Annotated in this window: 18 protein-coding genes; 6 read left to right on the top strand and 12 right to left on the bottom strand. The window is 63.3% G+C overall.

Going from position 1 to position 19,019, the window contains the following annotated elements:
* Nucleotides 1–97 precede the first annotated feature (97 nt).
* Nucleotides 98–463 (top strand): DUF2188 domain-containing protein, encoded by a 366-nt coding sequence (locus U5O44_RS01030; RefSeq protein ID WP_473964704.1) that lies wholly within the window; start codon nt 98–100, stop codon nt 461–463.
* 12 nt (nt 464–475) lie between these two features.
* Here the strand turns inward: U5O44_RS01030 and U5O44_RS01025 are convergent, their stop codons facing one another.
* Nucleotides 476–1,411, bottom strand: a complete 936-nt coding sequence (locus U5O44_RS01025) for an IS5 family transposase (protein ID WP_322586607.1) — start codon at nt 1,409–1,411, stop codon at nt 476–478.
* Between the two features lie 279 nt (nt 1,412–1,690).
* Between U5O44_RS01025 and U5O44_RS01020 the strand changes: the two genes are divergently transcribed.
* The 4 genes from U5O44_RS01020 (at nt 1,691) to U5O44_RS01005 (ending at nt 5,980) form a co-directional block, all read left to right on the top strand.
* Nucleotides 1,691–2,677 (top strand): CBASS cGAMP-activated phospholipase, encoded by a 987-nt coding sequence (locus tag U5O44_RS01020; protein ID WP_322586606.1) that lies wholly within the window; start codon nt 1,691–1,693, stop codon nt 2,675–2,677.
* Nucleotides 2,671–3,840 carry a CBASS cGAMP synthase gene (locus U5O44_RS01015; RefSeq protein ID WP_322586605.1) on the top strand — a complete coding sequence of 390 codons (1,170 nt, stop codon included), beginning with the start codon at nt 2,671–2,673 and terminating at the stop codon, nt 3,838–3,840. The genes U5O44_RS01020 and U5O44_RS01015 overlap by 7 nt, the downstream gene beginning before the upstream one ends.
* A gap of 65 nt (nt 3,841–3,905) precedes the next feature.
* Nucleotides 3,906–5,519 (top strand): ThiF family adenylyltransferase, encoded by a 1,614-nt coding sequence (locus U5O44_RS01010; protein WP_322586604.1) that lies wholly within the window; start codon nt 3,906–3,908, stop codon nt 5,517–5,519.
* Nucleotides 5,504–5,980: a Mov34/MPN/PAD-1 family protein gene (locus U5O44_RS01005; protein WP_322587093.1), complete on the top strand. Its 477-nt coding sequence runs from the start codon at nt 5,504–5,506 to the stop codon at nt 5,978–5,980. The genes U5O44_RS01010 and U5O44_RS01005 overlap by 16 nt, the downstream gene beginning before the upstream one ends.
* Nucleotides 5,981–6,004: 24 nt before the next feature.
* Here U5O44_RS01005 and U5O44_RS01000 read toward each other — a convergent pair whose 3' ends face one another.
* The 3 genes from U5O44_RS01000 to lipB form a co-directional block, all read right to left on the bottom strand.
* Nucleotides 6,005–7,720 carry a hypothetical protein gene (locus tag U5O44_RS01000; RefSeq protein WP_322586603.1) on the bottom strand — a complete coding sequence of 572 codons (1,716 nt, stop codon included), beginning with the start codon at nt 7,718–7,720 and terminating at the stop codon, nt 6,005–6,007.
* 126 nt (nt 7,721–7,846) lie between these two features.
* Complete coding sequence (gene lipA, locus U5O44_RS00995; RefSeq protein ID WP_322586602.1) at nt 7,847–8,833, bottom strand: lipoyl synthase; 987 nt, start codon at nt 8,831–8,833, stop codon at nt 7,847–7,849.
* A gap of 68 nt (nt 8,834–8,901) precedes the next feature.
* Nucleotides 8,902–9,603, bottom strand: coding sequence for a lipoyl(octanoyl) transferase LipB (lipB, locus tag U5O44_RS00990; protein WP_322586601.1), 702 nt, complete (start codon nt 9,601–9,603; stop codon nt 8,902–8,904).
* 194 nt (nt 9,604–9,797) lie between these two features.
* On the opposite strand from lipB, the gene U5O44_RS00985 reads away from it, so the two are divergent.
* A complete protein-coding gene (locus U5O44_RS00985; protein ID WP_322586600.1) occupies nt 9,798–10,502 on the top strand; it encodes a tetratricopeptide repeat protein in 705 nt (234 codons plus the stop codon).
* Here U5O44_RS00985 and U5O44_RS00980 read toward each other — a convergent pair.
* The 8 genes from U5O44_RS00980 to U5O44_RS00945 all read right to left on the bottom strand — a co-directional run bounded on the left by U5O44_RS00980 (nt 10,409) and on the right by U5O44_RS00945 (nt 19,008).
* Nucleotides 10,409–10,996 carry a hypothetical protein gene (locus U5O44_RS00980; RefSeq protein WP_322586599.1) on the bottom strand — a complete coding sequence of 196 codons (588 nt, stop codon included), beginning with the start codon at nt 10,994–10,996 and terminating at the stop codon, nt 10,409–10,411. The two genes, U5O44_RS00985 and U5O44_RS00980, sit on opposite strands and share 94 nt — an antisense overlap.
* Before the next feature lie 141 nt (nt 10,997–11,137).
* Nucleotides 11,138–12,397, bottom strand: coding sequence for a hypothetical protein (locus U5O44_RS00975; protein ID WP_322586598.1), 1,260 nt, complete (start codon nt 12,395–12,397; stop codon nt 11,138–11,140).
* Nucleotides 12,398–12,587: 190 nt separating this feature from the next.
* Entirely contained in the window at nt 12,588–13,214 is a 627-nt protein-coding gene (locus U5O44_RS00970) for a protein-methionine-sulfoxide reductase heme-binding subunit MsrQ (protein WP_322586597.1), read from the bottom strand.
* An 11-nt stretch (nt 13,215–13,225) separates the two neighbouring features.
* Nucleotides 13,226–14,245 (bottom strand): protein-methionine-sulfoxide reductase catalytic subunit MsrP, encoded by a 1,020-nt coding sequence (gene msrP / locus U5O44_RS00965; protein WP_322586596.1) that lies wholly within the window; start codon nt 14,243–14,245, stop codon nt 13,226–13,228.
* Between the two features lie 62 nt (nt 14,246–14,307).
* Nucleotides 14,308–14,697 (bottom strand): hypothetical protein, encoded by a 390-nt coding sequence (locus U5O44_RS00960; protein WP_322586595.1) that lies wholly within the window; start codon nt 14,695–14,697, stop codon nt 14,308–14,310.
* 84 nt (nt 14,698–14,781) lie between these two features.
* Nucleotides 14,782–16,125, bottom strand: a complete 1,344-nt coding sequence (gene ccsB / locus U5O44_RS00955; protein ID WP_322586594.1) for a c-type cytochrome biogenesis protein CcsB — start codon at nt 16,123–16,125, stop codon at nt 14,782–14,784.
* Nucleotides 16,122–18,242: a cytochrome c biogenesis protein ResB gene (locus U5O44_RS00950; protein WP_322586593.1), complete on the bottom strand. Its 2,121-nt coding sequence runs from the start codon at nt 18,240–18,242 to the stop codon at nt 16,122–16,124. The genes ccsB and U5O44_RS00950 overlap by 4 nt, the downstream gene beginning before the upstream one ends.
* A gap of 133 nt (nt 18,243–18,375) precedes the next feature.
* The gene (locus tag U5O44_RS00945) at nt 18,376–19,008 is read right to left on the bottom strand and encodes a c-type cytochrome (protein ID WP_322586592.1); all 633 of its coding nucleotides are present in this window, start codon (nt 19,006–19,008) and stop codon (nt 18,376–18,378) included.
* Between the last annotated feature and the right edge of the window lie 11 nt (nt 19,009–19,019).

Genomic DNA, 19,019 nt, shown 5'->3' with positions numbered 1-19,019 from the left:
CGCAGGAGTGAGTTTGGCAACTCCATTGCTTAGCTCCTCGACGGTGGCATGTCGTTCTGATGATGGCTTCGGTAGCACGACTTCTCCCTAGTCTTCTATGTGTGCGGGGGACATTGTCCGCGCGGACATCCACACGGAATTGTCCGCGCCGAATTCGGCCACCGCATACCTACAAAGCGGCAATCCTGCCGTAAATTGGAGCTTCATCATGAGCAAACGTAATCAGCATGTCGTCCCGCACGAAGATGGTTGGGCCGTCAGGGGTGCTGGCACCGAGCGCGTCACCCAAGTGTTCGACCATAAGCAAGATGCAGTGAGCCGGGCCCGGGAGATCGCCAAGAACCAGCAGACCGAATTGGTAGTCCACGGTCAAAACGGGCAGATCCAGTACAAAGACAGCCACGGTCACGATCCTTTTCCTCGGCTTTGTTGCACAACTCCGCCGAAGCCGAGTTTCCCCTGACCCCAGACGGAGTTACGCCACAGCCTGCGTCACCGGGGTGCCCAGGTGGGTGAAGCGGTTGAGCACCGCAGCCCGCACCTGCAGCTCCACCACCTGACGCTCGAAGGTGCGCGCCATCACCCGCTCGCCCAGCAGCTTGAAGCAGCGCATCTTCGTCTCCACCAGCGAGCGCCGGTGGTAGCCGCTCCACTTCTTCCAGATCCCCCGGCCCAGCCGGTTCGTCGCCCGCAGTATCTCGTTGCGCGCCGCCGCCCCCGGCCGCTTGGCCTTCCACGGCTGGGCGTTCTTGCGCGTCGGTATCACCGCCTCGGCCCCTCGTTCGGCGATCGCGTCGTGGCAGTCCTGCGTGTCATACGCCCCGTCCCCGCTCACCGACAGCACCACCTCCTCTGCCGGAATCTGCCCGAGCAGCTCCGGCAGCATCGGCGCGTCACCCACGCTGTTGTCCGTCACCTCGATCGCCCGGATCTCCAGCGTCTCGGCGTCGATCCCCAGGTGAACCTTGCGCCACTGCCTGCGGTACTCCGCCCCGTGCTTCTTGGTCTTCCACTCGCCCTCGCCCAGCATCTTGATCCCCGTGGAATCCACCAGCAGGTGCAGCCCGCCCCGGCTCGGCCGCGCCGTGATCTCCACCGTCAGCCGCTTCTCGCGCCGGCTCATCGTGCTGTAGTCCGGTGCCTGCCAGTCCAGCCCCGACAGCCCCAGCACGCTCTGCACGAACCCCTGCGTCTGGCGCAGCGCCAGTCCGAACAGCACCTTCATCGTCAGGCAGCACTGCACCGCCGCGTCGCTGTACGTCGCCGGTCGCCCCGGCTTGCCGCTGACCGGCGCAGCCTGCCACGCCATGTCCCGGTCCAGCCACATCGTCAGCGAGCCCCGCGCCCTCAGCGCCTTCGTGTACGGCGCCCAGTTCTTCGTCACGTACTTCTGCTTTGCTGGCTTGCTCATCCTGTCAGCCTACCTCACCGCTCGACCATCGGCCGGCGGGGTGGGTTGTGCAACAAAGCCCTTTTCCTCCGAAAGGCTGAAGTAGGCGCCTGCCAGTCATGCCCGCGGGCAACACCTGAGGCCATCGGCAAGCATGCCGCTAGCGAGAGCCGCCGCGGGAGCTGCTTCAAACCGTCTGATTGATCGCTATCTAAAGAATTCGCGGCATGCTGACTGTCCTACGACAGCACACAACAGAAGGGGAATTTCGTAGTGCACTCAGAACAAACACGCTTTCAAGTGCTAGCACTCTCTGGAGGAGGCTATCGAGGGCTCTACACAGCCAAGATTCTGGCCGATCTGGAACAGGAAATCGGCGGCCCCATCGCCCAGCGGTTCGATTTGATTGCTGGAACGTCGATCGGAGGCATATTGGCCCTGGCCGTTGCCATGGAGATTCCCGCTGAGCAGATGGTCAGGCTCTTCGAGCAGCACGGGCAAGAAATCTTCAGGCGGCGCCTCTCGCTGTGGGGGATCTTGCGTGCCCCTTACTCCCCGGAGCCCTTGAAGCAGCTTCTGAGCGAACCGAAACTTTTCGGCGAACAGACCCTGGGAGTATGCAAGCACCCCGTCATCGTGCCCGCAATCAACTATTCGACTGGGCAGCCGCAATTGTTCAAGACGCCGCACCACTCATCGTTCAAACGCGACCACCGGTTCCGATTAGTAGACATCGCCCTAGCGACGAGTGCCGCACCGGGATATTTTCCGAGGCACACCTTCAACAACAACCAGTATGTGGACGGCGGCTTATACGCAAATGCGCCTGGGCTACTTGCATTACATGAGGCCCAGACTTTTTTGGGTCAGCCGTCTGAGGCTGTACATATGATGTCGATTGGTACCATGTCCTCGAAGTTCACGGCTGATCCACGCCGAAATCGTAGCGGAGGGACATATGACTGGGGAGGGTTTCATCCCGCCAACATGCCGAAACGACTGTTCGGCTTGTCGATTTCAGTCCAGGAGTCCCTCAGTGACTTCATGCTAAAGCACCGCTTGGGCGCACGTTACGTGCCGATCGATGATGTATTGACCGACGAGCGCGCCCGAGCTGTCGCCCTAGATATAGCTAATGCGCCCGCGCGCGAGGTGTTGATCGGTGCCGCATCCGAGAAATCGAAGGCCAGTTTGGGCCGTGACGACTGCCAGTCGTTCCTTCGCCACCGCTGCGCCACCCCAAAGTTTTACTGCGGTCCTAACGCTGTTTGTGAAATCCAATGTTAAAGTTTCCCAAGCTCTTCTTTCAGAGTAATCCAGATGCGGATGCCTTCGAGAGCCACATTCGCCCCAGTGCGGAACAGCGTCGCTACTTGCGATCATGTGTCACGAAGATCTCGGACCATCTCAAGCCACGCATCACACAGGTGACCAAAACCGTCCTCGGCATGGATCGCAGCGTGATACCACGCTTTCGCACCCAAGGCTCGTGGTCATACGACACTTGTGTTGTGCCGGCCATGACGCCACCTCAGGAGATGGACTGGGATTACGGGATCTATCTGCCGGTTACCGTATGGAAGGCGAATGGGCCGCCCCATGAAATGGCCAAAGCTTACTTCGATCTGGTTGAGAAACTCTTGCAGGATCTCTGCGACAAAGAGAAGTGGGCACTGCTGCCCGGCAAGGACACCTGCATCCGCATTCAGGTAGCCTCGTGGGCTCACGTTGACGTTCCGCTGTATGCGGCACCCGAAGACGAGTTCGAGAAAATTACCGAATCGGTAGCGGTGCTCAAAGCGCATACATACGATTCCTTGGGTATGGAGAGCATCGATTTCGCCGAAGGCATGCAGACTAGACAGCAATGGGCCGATCTGAAAAGTGTGGTCATGGCGACGCGCAAGGGCGAATGGAAGCCCTCGGACCCCCAGGTCGTTGCCAACTGGTTCAGGGACCGCGTTGAGGAGCATGGACCTCAACTGCGCCGGGTATGCCGCTATTTGAAAGCGTGGCGTGATCATCATTGGGGACAGGGCGGCCCTACTTCGGTGTCGATCATGATCGCCGTAGCGCAGGCGTTCGAGCCACGTGATGGACGCGATGACCGCGCGATCGAGGATTCTGCCAAGCGCATGAGCCGCACTTTCTTGGGAGAAATCCGCGAGCCGGGTATTGATGACGGGAAAGAGGACTTCAACCGGCTTCAGGATGCCGATCGCAGGGCAACGGCCCTGCGATTCGGTGAATTGGCTGCGCAGATACTCCAAGCGCGCGAATCGGCACTGCATGAGCGGGAATTGGTCGTCGACCGACTGCACCGGCAGTTCGGCGAGCGTCTGCCAAAAGACTGCATGCGTGTGGAGATCGACAGTGATCCGGACGCCATCCGCAAGACGCCAGCATCGCGCGTGGCCGTGCCGGTGATTCCCTCCACCAAAGCAGGCTAACAGCACAACATATGACAATTCTGGGAGAATCACTGAGGTTGCTGAGAAGCCGAGGGTTTCACCCCGTGGCAGCACAGATGCCTCGTCGCACTTTCGTCGGATCGCTGTCGTGTGCCAAAGGGCCAGTTCTCATCAAACTGACTATTGAAGACTGGGATTTTCTGGAATACCCTCAGATTTCGCTGGTTGAGCGGCCCACCTTTCTCCCTGCCCTGATGCCTCATGTCGATGTCCTAGGTCATTTGTGCTACTTTGCGCCGGGTGCGGTGACATTGGATCGCTACGACCCAGCAACCTCATTGGTCCAATGCTTGAATCAGGCTACGGCTATGTTGGATCGGATCGCAACCGATCCGGACTACCGGATTGATGACATTCAGAGTGAATTTCCGGCTCACTGGGAGTATGGACAGCAGTCACAACCCTGGACAGTTCTCCTAGGCGACATCCACCCGAAGGCAAAGACTGCTGGATATTTCATCCTGCGACAGGGGGAATTTAATCATGCTCTCGTGACATCCGATCCGGACGAAGCGCATCGTTTGGCTTCAGCACTGGGCGCTACCGTGACGACCTCACGATATCGCTGTTGGCTGCTGCAAACTACTGTCCGCCCTTGCGTACCAGCGCAGATGCCTCAAACAGTGAAGGAGCTTTTCGCTTGGCTTAAGAGTTGGGATTCAAACCTGTACACTGGATTGCAGATCGCCCTCGCCGAGAAGTTCTATCTACAGCAAACCTATGTCGCCTTTGCAGCAAAAACACCTGTAGGATGGATCGGCTTTGGCTTCAACTTAAACCAGTTCGTAAGGCTCGGATATTTCAAGAAACCAAGGCTTTACCGGGATCATCTGCACAAATCAGGAGGTTCTCAGAAAATATTCCGTATGGCACTTCGCGAGGTTGGCAGCGGCTTCGTGCATAGCAGAAACCTCAGTTACAAAGATCTCTACGACAAGCGGGTGACTGTGATTGGGTGTGGCGCAATTGGTTCATTTGTTGCAGCAGCGTTAGTGCGATTAGGCGCAGGCACTGGCACACTGGGGCAACTCAAACTAATCGACCCCGAGGATTTGGGGCCAGAAAATTTGGGGCGCCATGTGCTAGGTTATCCGGCATTGATGCAGCCTAAAGCCGAGGCACTGCGGAATGAACTGCGTCGCCAGTTTCCCCACAGCACAGTTGAAGCCCATACCTGCAGTGCTTTCGATCACACCCATCTATTTGCAGCGGAACTCATTGTGGATGCCACAGGCGAAGAGGCGGTGAGCGAATATCTCAATGGCTTGCGTTTGCAACGTAGGATGCGTACACCAATACTGCATGTGTGGATCCGTGGTAATGGAGAGGCTGTACAGGCACTTTGGGCTGATGCGCAAGGTGGCGCGTGCTACCGATGCTTGCTCGTACCTGACGCACGCTTTCATCGCAAGGAACGGTTCGCCCTACTTAAAACGGATCCCATGCGACGCACAGATGGATGTCGTTCATATACGCCCTATGCAGTGTCTGCCCCGATGCACGCAGCAGCTTTGGCTACCGACATGGTTTGCGATTGGCTGCAAGGAGACCCATCTCCGCGTTTTCGTACACGTAATCAGGAAAACGCAGATGTGTTCAAGTTAAAGAACCAAAATCTGAACCGAATGCAGGGGTGTCCGGCATGCGCTCAGCCATAGTTTGGCAGAACCCACACATTACCCAAGGGCGTATCCTCGTTGAGGCAGAGCCCTTGGCGTTGATGGACAGACATTGGCAGGACAAAATAGATAAAACCGAATCTGGAGGTATTCTGCTGGGGTACCGGCGGGGCGCCCACCTGCATGTGACCATGGCTACGAAACCTCAGGCTGCTGATCGTGGTTGGCGCTACTTGTTTAAGCGTTCTGCCCGCTACCATCAGGAGATCGCATTCCACCAGTGGAACGCTAGTGAAAGGACGATGGACTATTTAGGTGAATGGCACACGCATCCGCAGCACTACCCCAGCCCGTCGGCTACCGATATCAGCGAGTGGCGCAAGATTTGCAGCCAGAGACAAACACCCATGATGTTTTTAATTATTGGGTGGAGCGGGGAATTGTGGCTGGGACTATCGAGGGAAATTGGTATCGAACAGTGCATGGTGATCAGCACCTAATTCCACCCGCGGTGGCATAACTTGTCAGTCCCACAGATCCCTGATCCAGCCCCTGATTGCCTCACGTTGGCTCGGCGTGTCCCCGTTGTAGAAAGCCACATCGATCCGATTCGGATGGGTCACCTTGGACACGAAGTCCTGGGCTGCGCAACGCAGCGCCGGCCATGGATCTTGAAGACCTGCCTGATCGACTGGGTAGACGAGCGGGATCAACTGCTCACCTTCGAGCACCACGAGAACTGCATGTTCGGACTGATGAGACAGTCCGAACGCCGCAGCACGCCGTTGCTGCGAATGTCCGTCACGCTCGATGAACAGTTCATTCGCGATCACACCATCACCATCGTTGAGCAGTTCGACGGGAACAGTCCAGCCATCGTCGTCACTCGCAGTCAGCAAGCTGACCTCGAAGCGATCCAAGCCTTCCATCGCTTTCACCACCGACTTCAGGAAGTCCGGCATGCCAAGTTCTTGCAGCGGTGCGGATTCCGCCAGCATGACGCTGCGCACTCGCTTCGATGATCCAGGGTCGCCGACCGCCACTTCAGTGACAGGAGGCGCAGCAGGCCCTGAGGAAACTATCGGGGGCGGTTTGGTCAGATTCCGACGCCCCACCAGTTTCTTGCGATCAAGATCAGGGAAGTGTCGCTTTCGCCAGACCGGAACCTGGGTTTCGCTCAGCGTGGTGGAAGCATCCTGTTCGACCAGACCAGGCTCGGTTGCTTTGCCGGTCTTCGTGACCACCTTCGGCTTGGCTTCAGCGCCTGTCCCTGGCGTCACCGACGATCGCCGCTTGCGCTCATTGAAGGTCCGGTACCGAACGGAGTTGAACGGGAACTCGTGTGTGCAAACGTCGAGGTGATAGACAAGAAACGTCTGGTTGGCCTGGCCGCCAAGCGACAACCATTTTCCTGTCGCTGCCAGGTCCGTCAGGCCCTCGAACGGAAACACGGCTTGCGGGTAGATGTCCTGCCCTGCTGTAGAAGCCTTCAAGCAGGAGGTCACGATCCTCAGCGCCGCCAACCATGCCGTGTGGCTGCCAGCGATCCGCGCAACATCGCTGGCACTGGCCCGAGGAAGGCCCTCAGCCAAATCAAGGCTCATCCACTGGCTCTTCGGATTGAAAATGACATTGCTGAACAGGTTCGCTTTCAGCAAAGGCGAATCAAAAAGCCGAGACAGAAGCGCACTGGATGAACCGAAGTAGAAACGGATCAGTTCCATGCAGGGTACGACGATCGACCGGCCATCGGGTAGTTGCACACGCAGACAATACGAGTGGGTGTTCTCGCCATGCCAGGGGTGCTCGCCGAGCGGTAGCAGGAACAAGCCCTTGTCCAGGCTCACGCCGGCCTTGATCAGGTCGGTGGTTTCGCGGCTGATCTGGAGCTTTTCGAAGACAGCGGACTCGTAGTCCGGCGAAGCCACAGGCTTCTGGTCGGACCAGATATCACCGATGCGCAGCAGCATCAGGGTGCCGACCGAAACCCATCGCTTGGTCTGTCGGCGGGCCATCGTGGCGTCCGGTTTCAGCAACACGGATGGGTCAGTCAGTGCATTCGGTGCCACGACCAGCGACAGGTACACGAGCACCGACGGTTGACGCGCCCGCATCACCCGATCGGGGAACATGACCAGCCCGAACCAATCGATCCGCCAAAGCCCAGGGCCTGTCGGAAAATTACGGATCTGAGGCGGCGGAGGCTCAACGCTCCCCGCTGGTGCCTGAGGCTGTTCCATCTTTGTCTCCCCCACGCCCTCTTCTGTGGAGGGCAGTGTTCGATTGTTTTCTCACTAACTTCGAGAAAATTAGTCTTTTTCTCGATGACTTCGAGATTTTCTTATCTACTCCGAGTCACTCACAGCTCAGACCCCGGCGTGCGCCGCCTGCTGATCCGCGTGGTACGAACTGCGCACCATCGCCCCGACCGCCGCGTGCGAGAAGCCCATCTTGTAGGCCTCGGCCTCGAACATCTTGAAGGTGTCCGGGTGCACATAGCGGCGCACCGGCAGGTGGTGGCCTGACGGGGCGAGGTACTGGCCGATGGTGAGCATGTCGATGTCGTGCGCGCGCATGTCGCGCATGATCTCCAGGATCTCCTCGTCCGTCTCGCCCAGGCCGACCATCACGCCGCTCTTGGTCGGCACGTCCGGGTGCAGCGCCTTGAACTTCTTCAGCAGGTTCAGGCTGAAGGCGTAGTCCGAGCCGGGGCGCGCTTCCTTGTACAGGCGCTGCGTGGTTTCCAGGTTGTGGTTCATCACGTCCGGCGGCGCGGCCTTCAGGATCTCCAGCGCCCGGTCGTCCCGGCCCCGGAAATCGGGCACGAGGATCTCGATCTGCGTCTGCGGCGACTGCGCGCGGATCTGGCGGATGCACTCGACGAAATGGCCCGCGCCGCCGTCGCGCAGGTCGTCGCGGTCGACGCTGGTGATGACCACGTACTTCAGCTTCAGCGCCGCGATCGTCTTGGCCAGATTGGCCGGCTCGTTGGGGTCGAGCGGATCGGGGCGGCCATGGCCCACGTCGCAGAACGGGCAGCGCCGGGTGCACTTGTCGCCCATGATCATGAAGGTGGCCGTGCCCTTGCCGAAGCATTCGCCGATGTTCGGGCAGCTCGCCTCCTCGCAGACCGTGTGGAGCTTGTGCTCGCGCAGGATCTCCTTGATCTCGTAGAAGCGCGTGGTCGGCGAGCCGGCCTTGACACGGATCCAGTCCGGCTTCTTCAGCGTCTCGGCCGGCACGATCTTGATCGGGATGCGCGAGGTCTTGGCCTGCGACTTCTGCTTGGCCGTGGCGTCGTAGGCGGACGCGGCGGTCGGGGCGACGGGGGTGTTCTGCGGATCTTGGGACATGCGGGGCCTCGCGGCGGGGCGTGATCGACGGGGAAGGAGGACGGCGCGACCCGTGGGGATCGGGCGGGTCAGGGGCTCAGCAGCCGGGTGAGGTGGGTGCCCAGGCGCGCAGCCACGTCGCCGAGGTCGGCGTGAACGCCGAGTGTAGCCAAGTCGACTGTCTGCAGGCCGGCGTAGCCGCAGGGATTGATGCGCTGGTAGGGCGACAGGTCCATCGCCACATTGAGGGCCACGCCGTGGTAGGTGCGGTGGTTGGCGATCTTGATGCCCAGAGCCGAGACCTTGCCCAGCCCGCGGAAGGGGTCGCGCGGATCAGCCGGCCCGCGCAGCGCGCCATGCGCGAAGGGATCGTCCAGCCGCACATAGATGCCCGGTGCGCTGAGCACGCGGTGGCCGGTGACCCCGAACTCGGCCAGCGTGCGGATCACGGCCTCCTCGATGCGGTAGACGTATTCCTTGACGTAGATGCCCTGCGGCCCGAGGCGCTTGAGGTCGATCAGCGGATAGGCCACGACCTGGCCGGGGCCGTGGTAGGTGACCTGCCCGCCGCGGTTGGTCTGCACGATGGGCACACCCTCGGGCGCGAAGACATGTTCCGGCTTGCCGGCGATGCCCTGGGTGTAGACCGGGTCGTGTTCGCACAGCCAGAGTTCGTCGGGCGTGTCGGGCGTGCGGGCGTCGGTGAAGGCGCGCATCGCGGCGTAGGTCGGCTCATAGGGCACACGGCCGAGGACACGCAGCAGCGGCGATTCGGGGGCGTCGGAAGTCATGGCGGAATTTTCCCACTCCGCAGCACCAAAAAAACTGCCTCCGGCTTGCATCCGATCACCCTACACGTGGTCTTCACCGCGGTCGACAAGCTGCAGCCGATGCTGGCGACGTCACTGCTGGGGTCTTGTACGGTGCGGCAGACAGCCCGCGCGGGCTGCGCTACCGTCGTGGCAACTTCCAGCGAGTCGCACCCATGCCCCCGACCTCACCGATCATCCGCCCGGCCCTGCGCAGGATCTCGGGACTGGCCTGGCTGCTGCTGGCGCTGTCCGGCTCCGCGCTGGCACAGGGGCACGTGCCCGCCCAACAGCAACAGCAGCAGCTCGAACAGGCCACCGAGGACCACGAACAGGGTCGCTTCCTGCAGGCACGGGCCGCATTCGAGCGCCTGGCGCGGGCCGGCATGCCCGCAGCGCACCACAATCTGGCCGTCATGCACTTGAACCGCGAGCTGCCCGGCGCCCGTGTCGACACGGCCCGCCGACACCTGGAGGCCGCGGCCGCCATGGGCTTCGTGACCTCGCAGGTGGCACTGGCCGAGTTCCATGAATCCGGGCGCCATGCGCCGATCGACCTGCCACGGGCGATGGCCTGGTACCAGCTGGCCGCCGAGAACGGCAGCGTCGATGCCCAGGTGGCCATCGCCACCGGGCACTACCTCGGTCGGGGCGTGCCGCGCAACGAGGCGCAGGCCTTGCACTGGTACCGCCTCGCGGCCCAGGCCGGCGATGTGGGGGCCCAGTACCTGCTCGGCTCGATGTACGAGACCGGCCTGGGCACTGCGCCCGACCTGCGGCTGGCGCGCTACTGGTATGACCTGGCCGCACAGCAGGGCGACGAGGCGGCCTCGGTCAAGCGCGACGAGGTCTCGCGCAGACTCGACGCGCCCAGCTTGTAGAACGCCCGTGCCCGCAGCACATGGGCATCCGCCAGATCGCCCATCGCCTCCAGCACTTCGGCCGCCCGCAGGGTCACGGACACGCGCAGGCCGAGATCTTCCGTGCGGGTGGCGCGGGCCGCCACATCGAAGGCCAGGTCGCGGACACGTTCTCTGGCGACATGGCACTGGCCCGGATGCCCCAGCCGGCTCCAGCACCGCGACAGCCAGCATTGCCGCTCCATCAGGTCACACAGCAGCGCAAGACACTCCAGATGGGCGCTGCAGGCATCGAGCGATCGCTGCGTGCGCGCCAGCAGCCACTGCGCCCGCTCCAGCGCTTCATCGTCTTCGGCTTCCGCCATCGCGGCGTCTGCACCATCGAGCAGCAGCCTGGCCAGCTCGCGGTGGTTGCGTTCCTGCCGGGCGCGCTCCAGCCGTTGTGGCCAGCCCTCGCTGCGGTTCTCGGTCGCCGCGTCCGGTCGATCGTTCTGGTTCTCTTCCCTGGAAATCATGGATGCCCCCGCACCTTGGTTGCGTGGCCTTTGCATGACAGGCCATCGTGGAACCATGTTAGGAAGGGGAGAAAAACCGTGTAATCCCTCGGCCCAGGGATGGAACATCGTTCAAAACAGCGCAGCGTGTCATCCGCACGCTCAAAGCTGGCTGTAGGACAGCGTCGCCAGTGTCAGGCTGACCAGCGTCCAGACCACCGCGCTGCGCATCAGCGCATCGCGCATGTTGGGGCGCTGTGTTCCCCAGCGCACCAGCCGCATCAGCAGCAGGGGCCAGAAGAAGAAGTCGATGTCCTTCAGGTACAGCACCTGACCAGTGGCCAGCACCGCGGCGCAAAGCGTGATCTGCGCGGTGGAGAGCCGGTAGCCGACCAGCGAGGTCCAGCTCCAGGCCACCACCGCCGCCATCAGCGCCGGGCTGGCCAGGTTCACCGGCAGCATCCCGCCCTCCAGCATGTCCAGCCGCGAGAAGATGAAGCCGCCTCCCGCAAAGGGCGGCGAGAGCGCATAGAGCAGCGTGAACAGCGGCCAGAGCAAGGTGAACCGCGCCAGCAGCACGACCGCGCGGGTGCGGGTGTTGAGCCGGTCCCAGGCGTGCAGACCGAGGGCCAGCAGCGTGAAGGCCACGAGGAAGGCACGGGTGTTGATCTGCGCGGCCCGCTGCAGCGAGGGCGGCGTGAACCCGTCCCAGACGCGGTACAGCAGATAGAGCATGGCCGAGGTGACCAGCAGCTTGAGCGCCATGTCGGCGTAGCGCTTCAGACGCAGATCGTCCAGACAGGATGCGGCCACCACGGCCACCCCGGCCTGGTGCACCAGCACCGTCACCGACAGCAGCCCGATCGAGACGGAATGGTGGGCGCCCCGTGTCGCCAGCATCGTCGCCCCCAGGCCCAGCATCATCAGCAGCGTCGCGAGGGCGTCCGGATGCCCCCACAGCGCCGGGCCGAACTGGAACGGCGAGGCAAAAAACGCTGCCGACAGCAAGGCCGCACGCTGCCAGGGTGCGCCGATGCGCAAGGCCACCTGCAGCAGCAGCAGCGTGGACGTCAGGTGCATCACCAGCCCGACCGCCCGCACGCCCTCGGTCGGCAGATGGAGGCTGCCCACGAGCGCGTAGAACACGGGGCCGTAGGTGGTGTGCATCTCGTGCAGAAAACGGTCCCAGGGCAGCGTCTGGAACTGGTGGAGCGCCACCCGGTGGAACTGCTCGAAGGCGTACTGCGCGCCGTGGCTGGGGTTGTAGGACACCGCCAGCGCCATCCAGCCGAACACGATGAACGCCAGGGTCAGCAGGGCAATCAGATCCCAGGGCGGTTGCCCTTCGAGCGCAGCATCCTCTCCGAGGGAAACGCTGTCGCCCTGTCCCGCCATGCTGTTCACGTCTGCAACGCTCGCCACGTCAACCCCTTAACACATTGTTACGATTTAATTCATCGTAAGTGGGCAAAAATCACATGTCAATGATTTTGCCAACTTTGTCACGGTCAAAGGCGCTTTTGTGCGGTCAAAACCCCCTCACTCAGGGGGTTTCCGGCGATTTCATCACCCTGTTACATGGGGAGGATCTGCAGAGCGTGCCGGGTGTTCGTCAACGCGCAGCACGCGCGGCCCGAAGGCGATGCCAGAGGCGCCAGCCCAGCAGGATGGCCAGCACCAGCGCATAGGCCAGTACCTCGTCATACCGGTGCTTGGCGGCACGCATCCAGAAGAAGTGCAGCAGACCCAGACCCGCGACCGCGTAGACCAGCCGGTGCAGACGCTGCCAGCGCACAGCCCCCAGCGCCTTGATGGCGCGGTTGAACGAGGTCGCCGCCAAGGGGATCAGCAGCATGAAGCCCAGGAACCCGACCAGGGCAAACGGGCGCTTGGCCAGATCCTTCACGATCGCCGCCGGGTCGAAGCCCATGTCCAGCCAGGCGTAGGCCAGGAAGTGCAGCACGCTGTAGAAGAACACGTACAGCCCCAGCAGGCGCCGCCAGCGGGCCAGCGCGTGCAGGCCGCTCCACTGGCGCAAGGGCGTCACGGCGAGCACGACGCACAGGAAACGCAAGGTCCACTCGCCGGTGCCGCGCAGGATGGTTTCGGCCGGGTTGGCGCCCAGTCCGTTGCTGAACCCACCCCAGATCCAGCCCGCCAGCGGCAACAGGCACAGCAGCCACAGCAAGGGTTTGGCCGCCGGATGCAGCAGCACCCGGTTCAGCGCAGCACGGTCCATGGTCGGGCGCTTCAAAAGAACTTGCGCAGGTCCATGCCGGCGTAGAGCGACGCGACCTGCGGGCCATAGCCGTTGAACATCAGCGTCGGGCGCTTCTTGGCGAACAGGCCGTCCTCGCCGATGCGGCGCTCGGTGGCCTGGCTCCAGCGCGGATGGTCGACCTCAGGGTTGACGTTGGAGAAGAAGCCGTATTCCTGGGGGGCGGCCTTGTTCCACGCCGTGCCGGGCTGCTTGTCGGTGAAGCGGATCTTGACGATCGACTTGCCACTCTTGAAGCCGTACTTCCACGGCACCACCAGCCGCACCGGCGCGCCGTTCTGGTTCGGCAGCACCTCGCCGTACATGCCGAAGGCCAGCAATGTCAGCGGGTGCATCGCCTCGTCCATGCGCAGGCCTTCGACGTAGGGCCACTCCAGCACACGCGAGCCGACCATCGGCATCTGCTTCGGATCGGCTAGCGTCACGAACTCGACGTACTTCGCGTTGCCGGTCGGCTCGACCTTGCGGATCAGGTCGGCCAGCGAGAAACCGACCCAGGGGATCACCATCGACCAGCCCTCGACACAGCGCAGCCGGTAGATGCGCTCTTCCATCGGGGCCAGTTTCAGCAGCGACTCCAGGTCGAGCACGCCCGGTTTCTTCACCTCGCCTTCGATCGCCACGGTCCACGGGCGGGTCTGCAGCTTGCCGGCATTGCGGGCGGGGTCAGCCTTGTCGGTGCCGAACTCGTAGAAGTTGTTGTAGGTGGAGGCGTCGGCGTAGGCGGTGGGCTTGTCCATCACCGCAGCGCCCGACACCGCGCTGCGGGCGCCCGGCAGCGGCGCGAGCTTGCCGGGCCGGGCTGGACTGGTGGCGGCGGCCTGGGCCAGCGCATCGCGGGCCGCCCAGCTGGCCATCACCGCGCCGCCTGCGCCAGCCGTGACCTGGCGCAACCAGCGGCGGCGGCCTTCGTAGACCTCACGCGGCGTGATGTCGCTGGGAACGGGGTGGAAAAAACCGTGATCGGGGTGGCCGTGCGGTCGTGCAGACATGGGGAACTCCTGGGCTGGGACTCTCCCTCAGTCGCCGCAGCGACCCGGTTTCTTACACCGGATCAGGCCCTTCGCTTCGCCCGCGAGGGGGCGACCGGCATGGCGACCGTGGGAATCAGCGAATCATGGCCCAAGGGCACTTCCGGTGCACCGAGCTGCAGGGCATTCCTCTGGAAGCGGTCCCGGAAATGCTTGCGCGCGAACAGCTTCTGCTGCGCCTCGGCGGGCAGGTCGGTGATGCGCAGCACGTTGTGCGCCACCAGCACATCCACGAGGTCTTCCAGCACCCGGATGAGCCCGGTGTCCAGATGGGCGAAGTTGGCGCTTTTCGCGGAGCTGCCCACCGCCGCAAGCAGCTCCGGGTGCTCGGGCGGCAGGAACTCGGTGTCTGGCACCGCCTCGCGGTGGATGCGGTCGATCTGGCCGCGGGCATCTCGGTGAACGTAGGGCATGGCAGAACCTCTCTGCTCTGCCTATCGGCGCGCGCAGCCCCCGCTTGAGCGCCCCTCCGCCCGGTCAATGCCGGTCAGAACCGGTCAGAGTTCGCCATACGAGTGCAAGCCCGACAGGAACATGTTGACCCCCAGGAACGCGAACGTCGTCACCACCAGTCCGACCAGCGCCCACCAGGCCGACATCGCCCCGCGCAGCCCCTTCATCAGCCGCATGTGCAGCCAGGCGGCGTAGTTCAGCCAGACGATCAGCGCCCAGGTTTCCTTGGGATCCCAGCTCCAGTAGCCGCCCCAGGCTTCCGCAGCCCAGAAGGCGCCGAGGATGGTGGCAATGGTGAAGAAGGCGAACCCGAGCGCGATGGCGCGGTACATCACGTCGTCCAGCACTTCCGGTGCCGGCGTGCGGGCGCCGATCACCCCGCGCGCCAGGATCGTGAACACGAACAGGGCCATGCAGCCTCCCACCATCTGCATGGTCTTGCGCAGCGCCTGCGACACCTCGGGGCTGACGCCACCGAGCAGCCAGAAACCGGCCAGCACCACCATCAGCGCGCCGGGCACACCGACCAGCCCGACCCAGAGCGAGCGGGCCGGTGCCGTCTTGACGAGGTAGGCCAGCGCCACCATCGCCGCCAGCGCAAAGGTGCCGTAGCCGACGAAGTTGGCCGGCACGTGGATCTTCATCCACCAGCTCTGCAGCGCCGGCACCAGCGGCTGGATCTCGTGTGCGCCACGCGTGACGGTGTACCAGAGCAGGAAGCCGACCGCCGCGCTGACGATCAGCATCACGAAGCCGCCGAGGGAGCGGGTCGCGTAATGGCGTTCGTAGTACAGGTAGATCAGCGTCGTCATCCAGACGAACATCACGAACACTTCATACAGGTTGCTGACCGGGATGTGGCCGATGTCCGGGCCGATCTGGTGGCTCTCGAACCAGCGCACGAAGGTGCCGATCAGTGCCATGACGACCGACCCCCAGGCCAGCCAGGAACCGATGCGGTTGGCCGCCTCGCTGCCCGACAGCAGGCCGATCCAGTAGGCCAGCGTGGCCATGAACACCAGCACGCCCATCCACAGGATCGCGCTCTGGCTGGACAGCATGTACTTCAACCAGAAGACCTGTTCGGCCGCCGCCAGATCAGCCCCGAACGCATCGGTCTGGCGCAGGTAGAGCGAGATGGCCAGCAGCGACGCTGCGCCAACGCCGAGGCTCAGCGCGCGCAGCGGCCCCCAGAACCAGCCCAGCGCGATCAGGCTCGGCACCGCGCCGACCAGGATGCCGCGCTCGTAGCCGTCCATCGCCGCACCGTAGCGCTGCCAGACAAAGGCCGCGCCGCCCAGCAGGATGAGCGCGAACAGCCAGTCGAAGGCGCTGCGCCGACTGAGCGGCGACGCCCGGCCAAGGGTCAGGGTGGTGGTCTGGTTCATGGTGTCTGCAGCATCCTGGTTTTCAAGGCATCGAAATCCTTGTCCGTGTCCAGCGTCGCCCGGGTCGTGGACAGGGCCAGCGTCACCGTGGTGGAAGGCGCGTCGGCAGGCCCTTCGATCCAGATCCACAGGCGGCGTTCACGAATGTAGAGCATCGCGAACACGCCGAGGATCAGGAACGCACAGCCCAGATAGACCAGCTTCTGGCCCGGCGCACGGGTGACCTGGAAGACGCTGGCCTGGATCTGGTCGAAGCCGGACAGCGACAGCAACAGCGGCGCCGGATAGGCAAACGAATCCGACAGCGACAGCACCGCCTGGCCCATGAAGCGCTGGGCCTCTTCGCCCGGGGGCAAGGCGGCCAGCCCGGCGCGTTCGCGCACGAGGTTGAGCAGCTCGAACAGGCCACCATTGAGGATGCGGATCAGGACTTCGGAGGTGCGGGCGCGGTCGGACTCGGGCACATTGGCCTCGATGAAGTCCTGCAGCGCCTGCAGGCCGGCGCTGGGCGCGTCCTTGCGCACCACCTCGGCGCCCGAGAACAGCGTCAGGCCACGCAGCACCGAGGCTTCGAGCTGCTGCGCCAGTTCGGGCTTGTCAGCGGGTGCCGACTTCAGCACATAGCGCTTGGCCGCTTCCAGCCGGCTGGCCGGGTCGGCCAGCGCCGCTTTCATGCCCATCCAGTCGTCCAGCGTGCTGCGCTCGTCGGCGGGAATGCGCAGGTAACGGAACGGCAGATCCGGCGTATCACGCACCCCGGCCAGGAAGACCTTTTGACCATCCAGTTCCACCGGCAGCATGTAGTTGCTGTATTCGCGCGCCTGCCCGGACGCATCGCGCAGCTTGTAGGTGACCGAAGGGCCGACGTTGTGCAGCCGCTTGTCGGCCTTGACGCGGGCGCCTGAGCCGAGGTGCTCGCCCAGCGAGCCGACCAGATCGACCTTGCGCACATCGGCACCCGAACCGGCCGCCCCAGCATTCTCCGCCGCGAGGTTCTCGACGTTGATGGTGCGCAGGCCGGTGAATTCGAGCTGGAGCTTGTCGGTCTGCGAGGCGGCGTTGGTCAGCGTAGTGACGCCGCCGACTTCACCCGTGACCTCGAAGGGCGCACCAGGGCGGCCCATCGGACGGGCGGTCAGGGTGAGCTTCGAGCCACCGTCCTCGAAACTGGACTGGTAGATGGCGATGCCCTTGTGGATGAAGGGCTCGTTGACCTTGACCTTGGCCTCGGTCTTCGTGCCGTCCGGGTCGTGGACGATGATGTCGCTGGCGAACAGCTTGGGCATGCCGGTGTCGTAGTACTCGACGACGAACTTCTTCAGCTCGATCTGGAACGGCAGATCCTGCAGCACGATGCCGCTGGTGAGGTTGATGACCGCGGTGCCTGCCACGGCCTTTTCGGGCACATAGAGATTGGCGCGGAAGGTCGGGTTCGACACCGAGAGCCGGTGTTCGGGGGCCACGTCCTTGATGAGACCCCCGCCGGCGTAGGTGGACTTGCCCAGCAGCAGCATCTGCGCCTTGACGATCAGATCCCCGTCGAGCAGACCACCGATGCAGATCAGCACGATGGCGCTGTGGGCGGCGATGTAGCCAAGCTTGTTGGCCGCGCCCTGGCGGGCAGCCACCATCACGCCACCTTCACGGACCTGCGCCTTGCCCTTCCAGCCATCGTTGGCAAGCACCTCGTTGACGCGGACCAGTGCCTGCTCGCGCGACAGCGGCAGCGCGCCCTTGCCCTTGTGGTGGAAGGCCAGCAGCGCGGACTCGCGGATGTTTTCCTTGTAGTTGCGCAGATCCCAGAGGATCTTGGGGGTGTGGCGCGCCACGCACAGGCTGGTCGAGACCACCAGGAACAGCAGAATCAGCAGGAACCAGACCGTGCTGTAGACCGCATACAGCCCCAGACGGCCGAACACGTCCGACCAGAACGGACCGAACTGGTTGACGTAATTGACGGGCGGCTGGTGCTGCTGGACCACGGTGCCGATCACCGAGGCAATGCAGATGACCGTGAACAGCGCGATGGCGAAGCGCATCGACGACAGCAGTTCCACGGTCTCCTGCTTCCAGCGTGAACCACCCGATATTTCTGGGCCGGAGAGGGTTGCAGACATGGCGGACGGGATTATGCGGAGGAGAAGCTGAATGCAGCGTAAAGATGCAGAAAGGCCGGTCAGCGACCGGCCTTATTGATCTGCGTCAACGACGGCGTTGACCATCAGGCCCTCGCCGCACGGGGGCTCACGCTCAGTGCAGCCCGGCAATGTAGTCCGAGACCGCCTTGATCTCGCGGTCGTTCATCTTCGCGGCCACGCCGGTCATCACGGTGTTGTTCTTGCGGATGCCGTCACGGAAGCCGATCAGCTGCGCCGTGGTGTAGTCGGTGTGCTGACCCGACAGGCGCGGGTACTGGGCAGGGATGCCGGCGCCCGACGGGCTGTGGCAGGCAGCGCAGGCCGGCACCTTGCGGTCGGCGATGCCACCGCGGTAGATCTTCTCGCCCAGGACGACCAGATCCTTGTTCTTGGCAGCACCGGCCTTGGCCTGCTTGCTGGCGTAGAAGGCGGCGACATTCTTCATGTCCTCTTCGCTCAGGGCGGAAGCGAATCCCTTCATGATCGCGTTGTCGCGCTTGCCGGCCTTGAACTCGCTGAGTTGCTTGACCAGGTATTCGGGATGCTGACCCTGCAGGATCGGGTTGGCGGGCGATCCGCGCGACCCGTCGGCGGTGTGGCAGGCTGCGCAGACCTGGGTCGCGATGGCTTGGCCCTTGGCCAGATCGACCTTGGCAGCAGCGGGCTGGGATTCGTTGGCAGCGAGCGGGGTGGCCATGGCGGCCGCCGCGAGCAGGGCAAGAAGCGACTTGACGTGCGATTTCATGGTTGAGCGGC

Source organism: Sphaerotilus sp. (assembly GCF_034519685.1).
Taxonomy (GTDB): domain Bacteria; phylum Pseudomonadota; class Gammaproteobacteria; order Burkholderiales; family Burkholderiaceae_C; genus Sphaerotilus.
The sequence above is the reverse complement of the archived record's forward strand: the minus strand, read 5'-3'. Positions and strand labels throughout refer to the sequence as shown.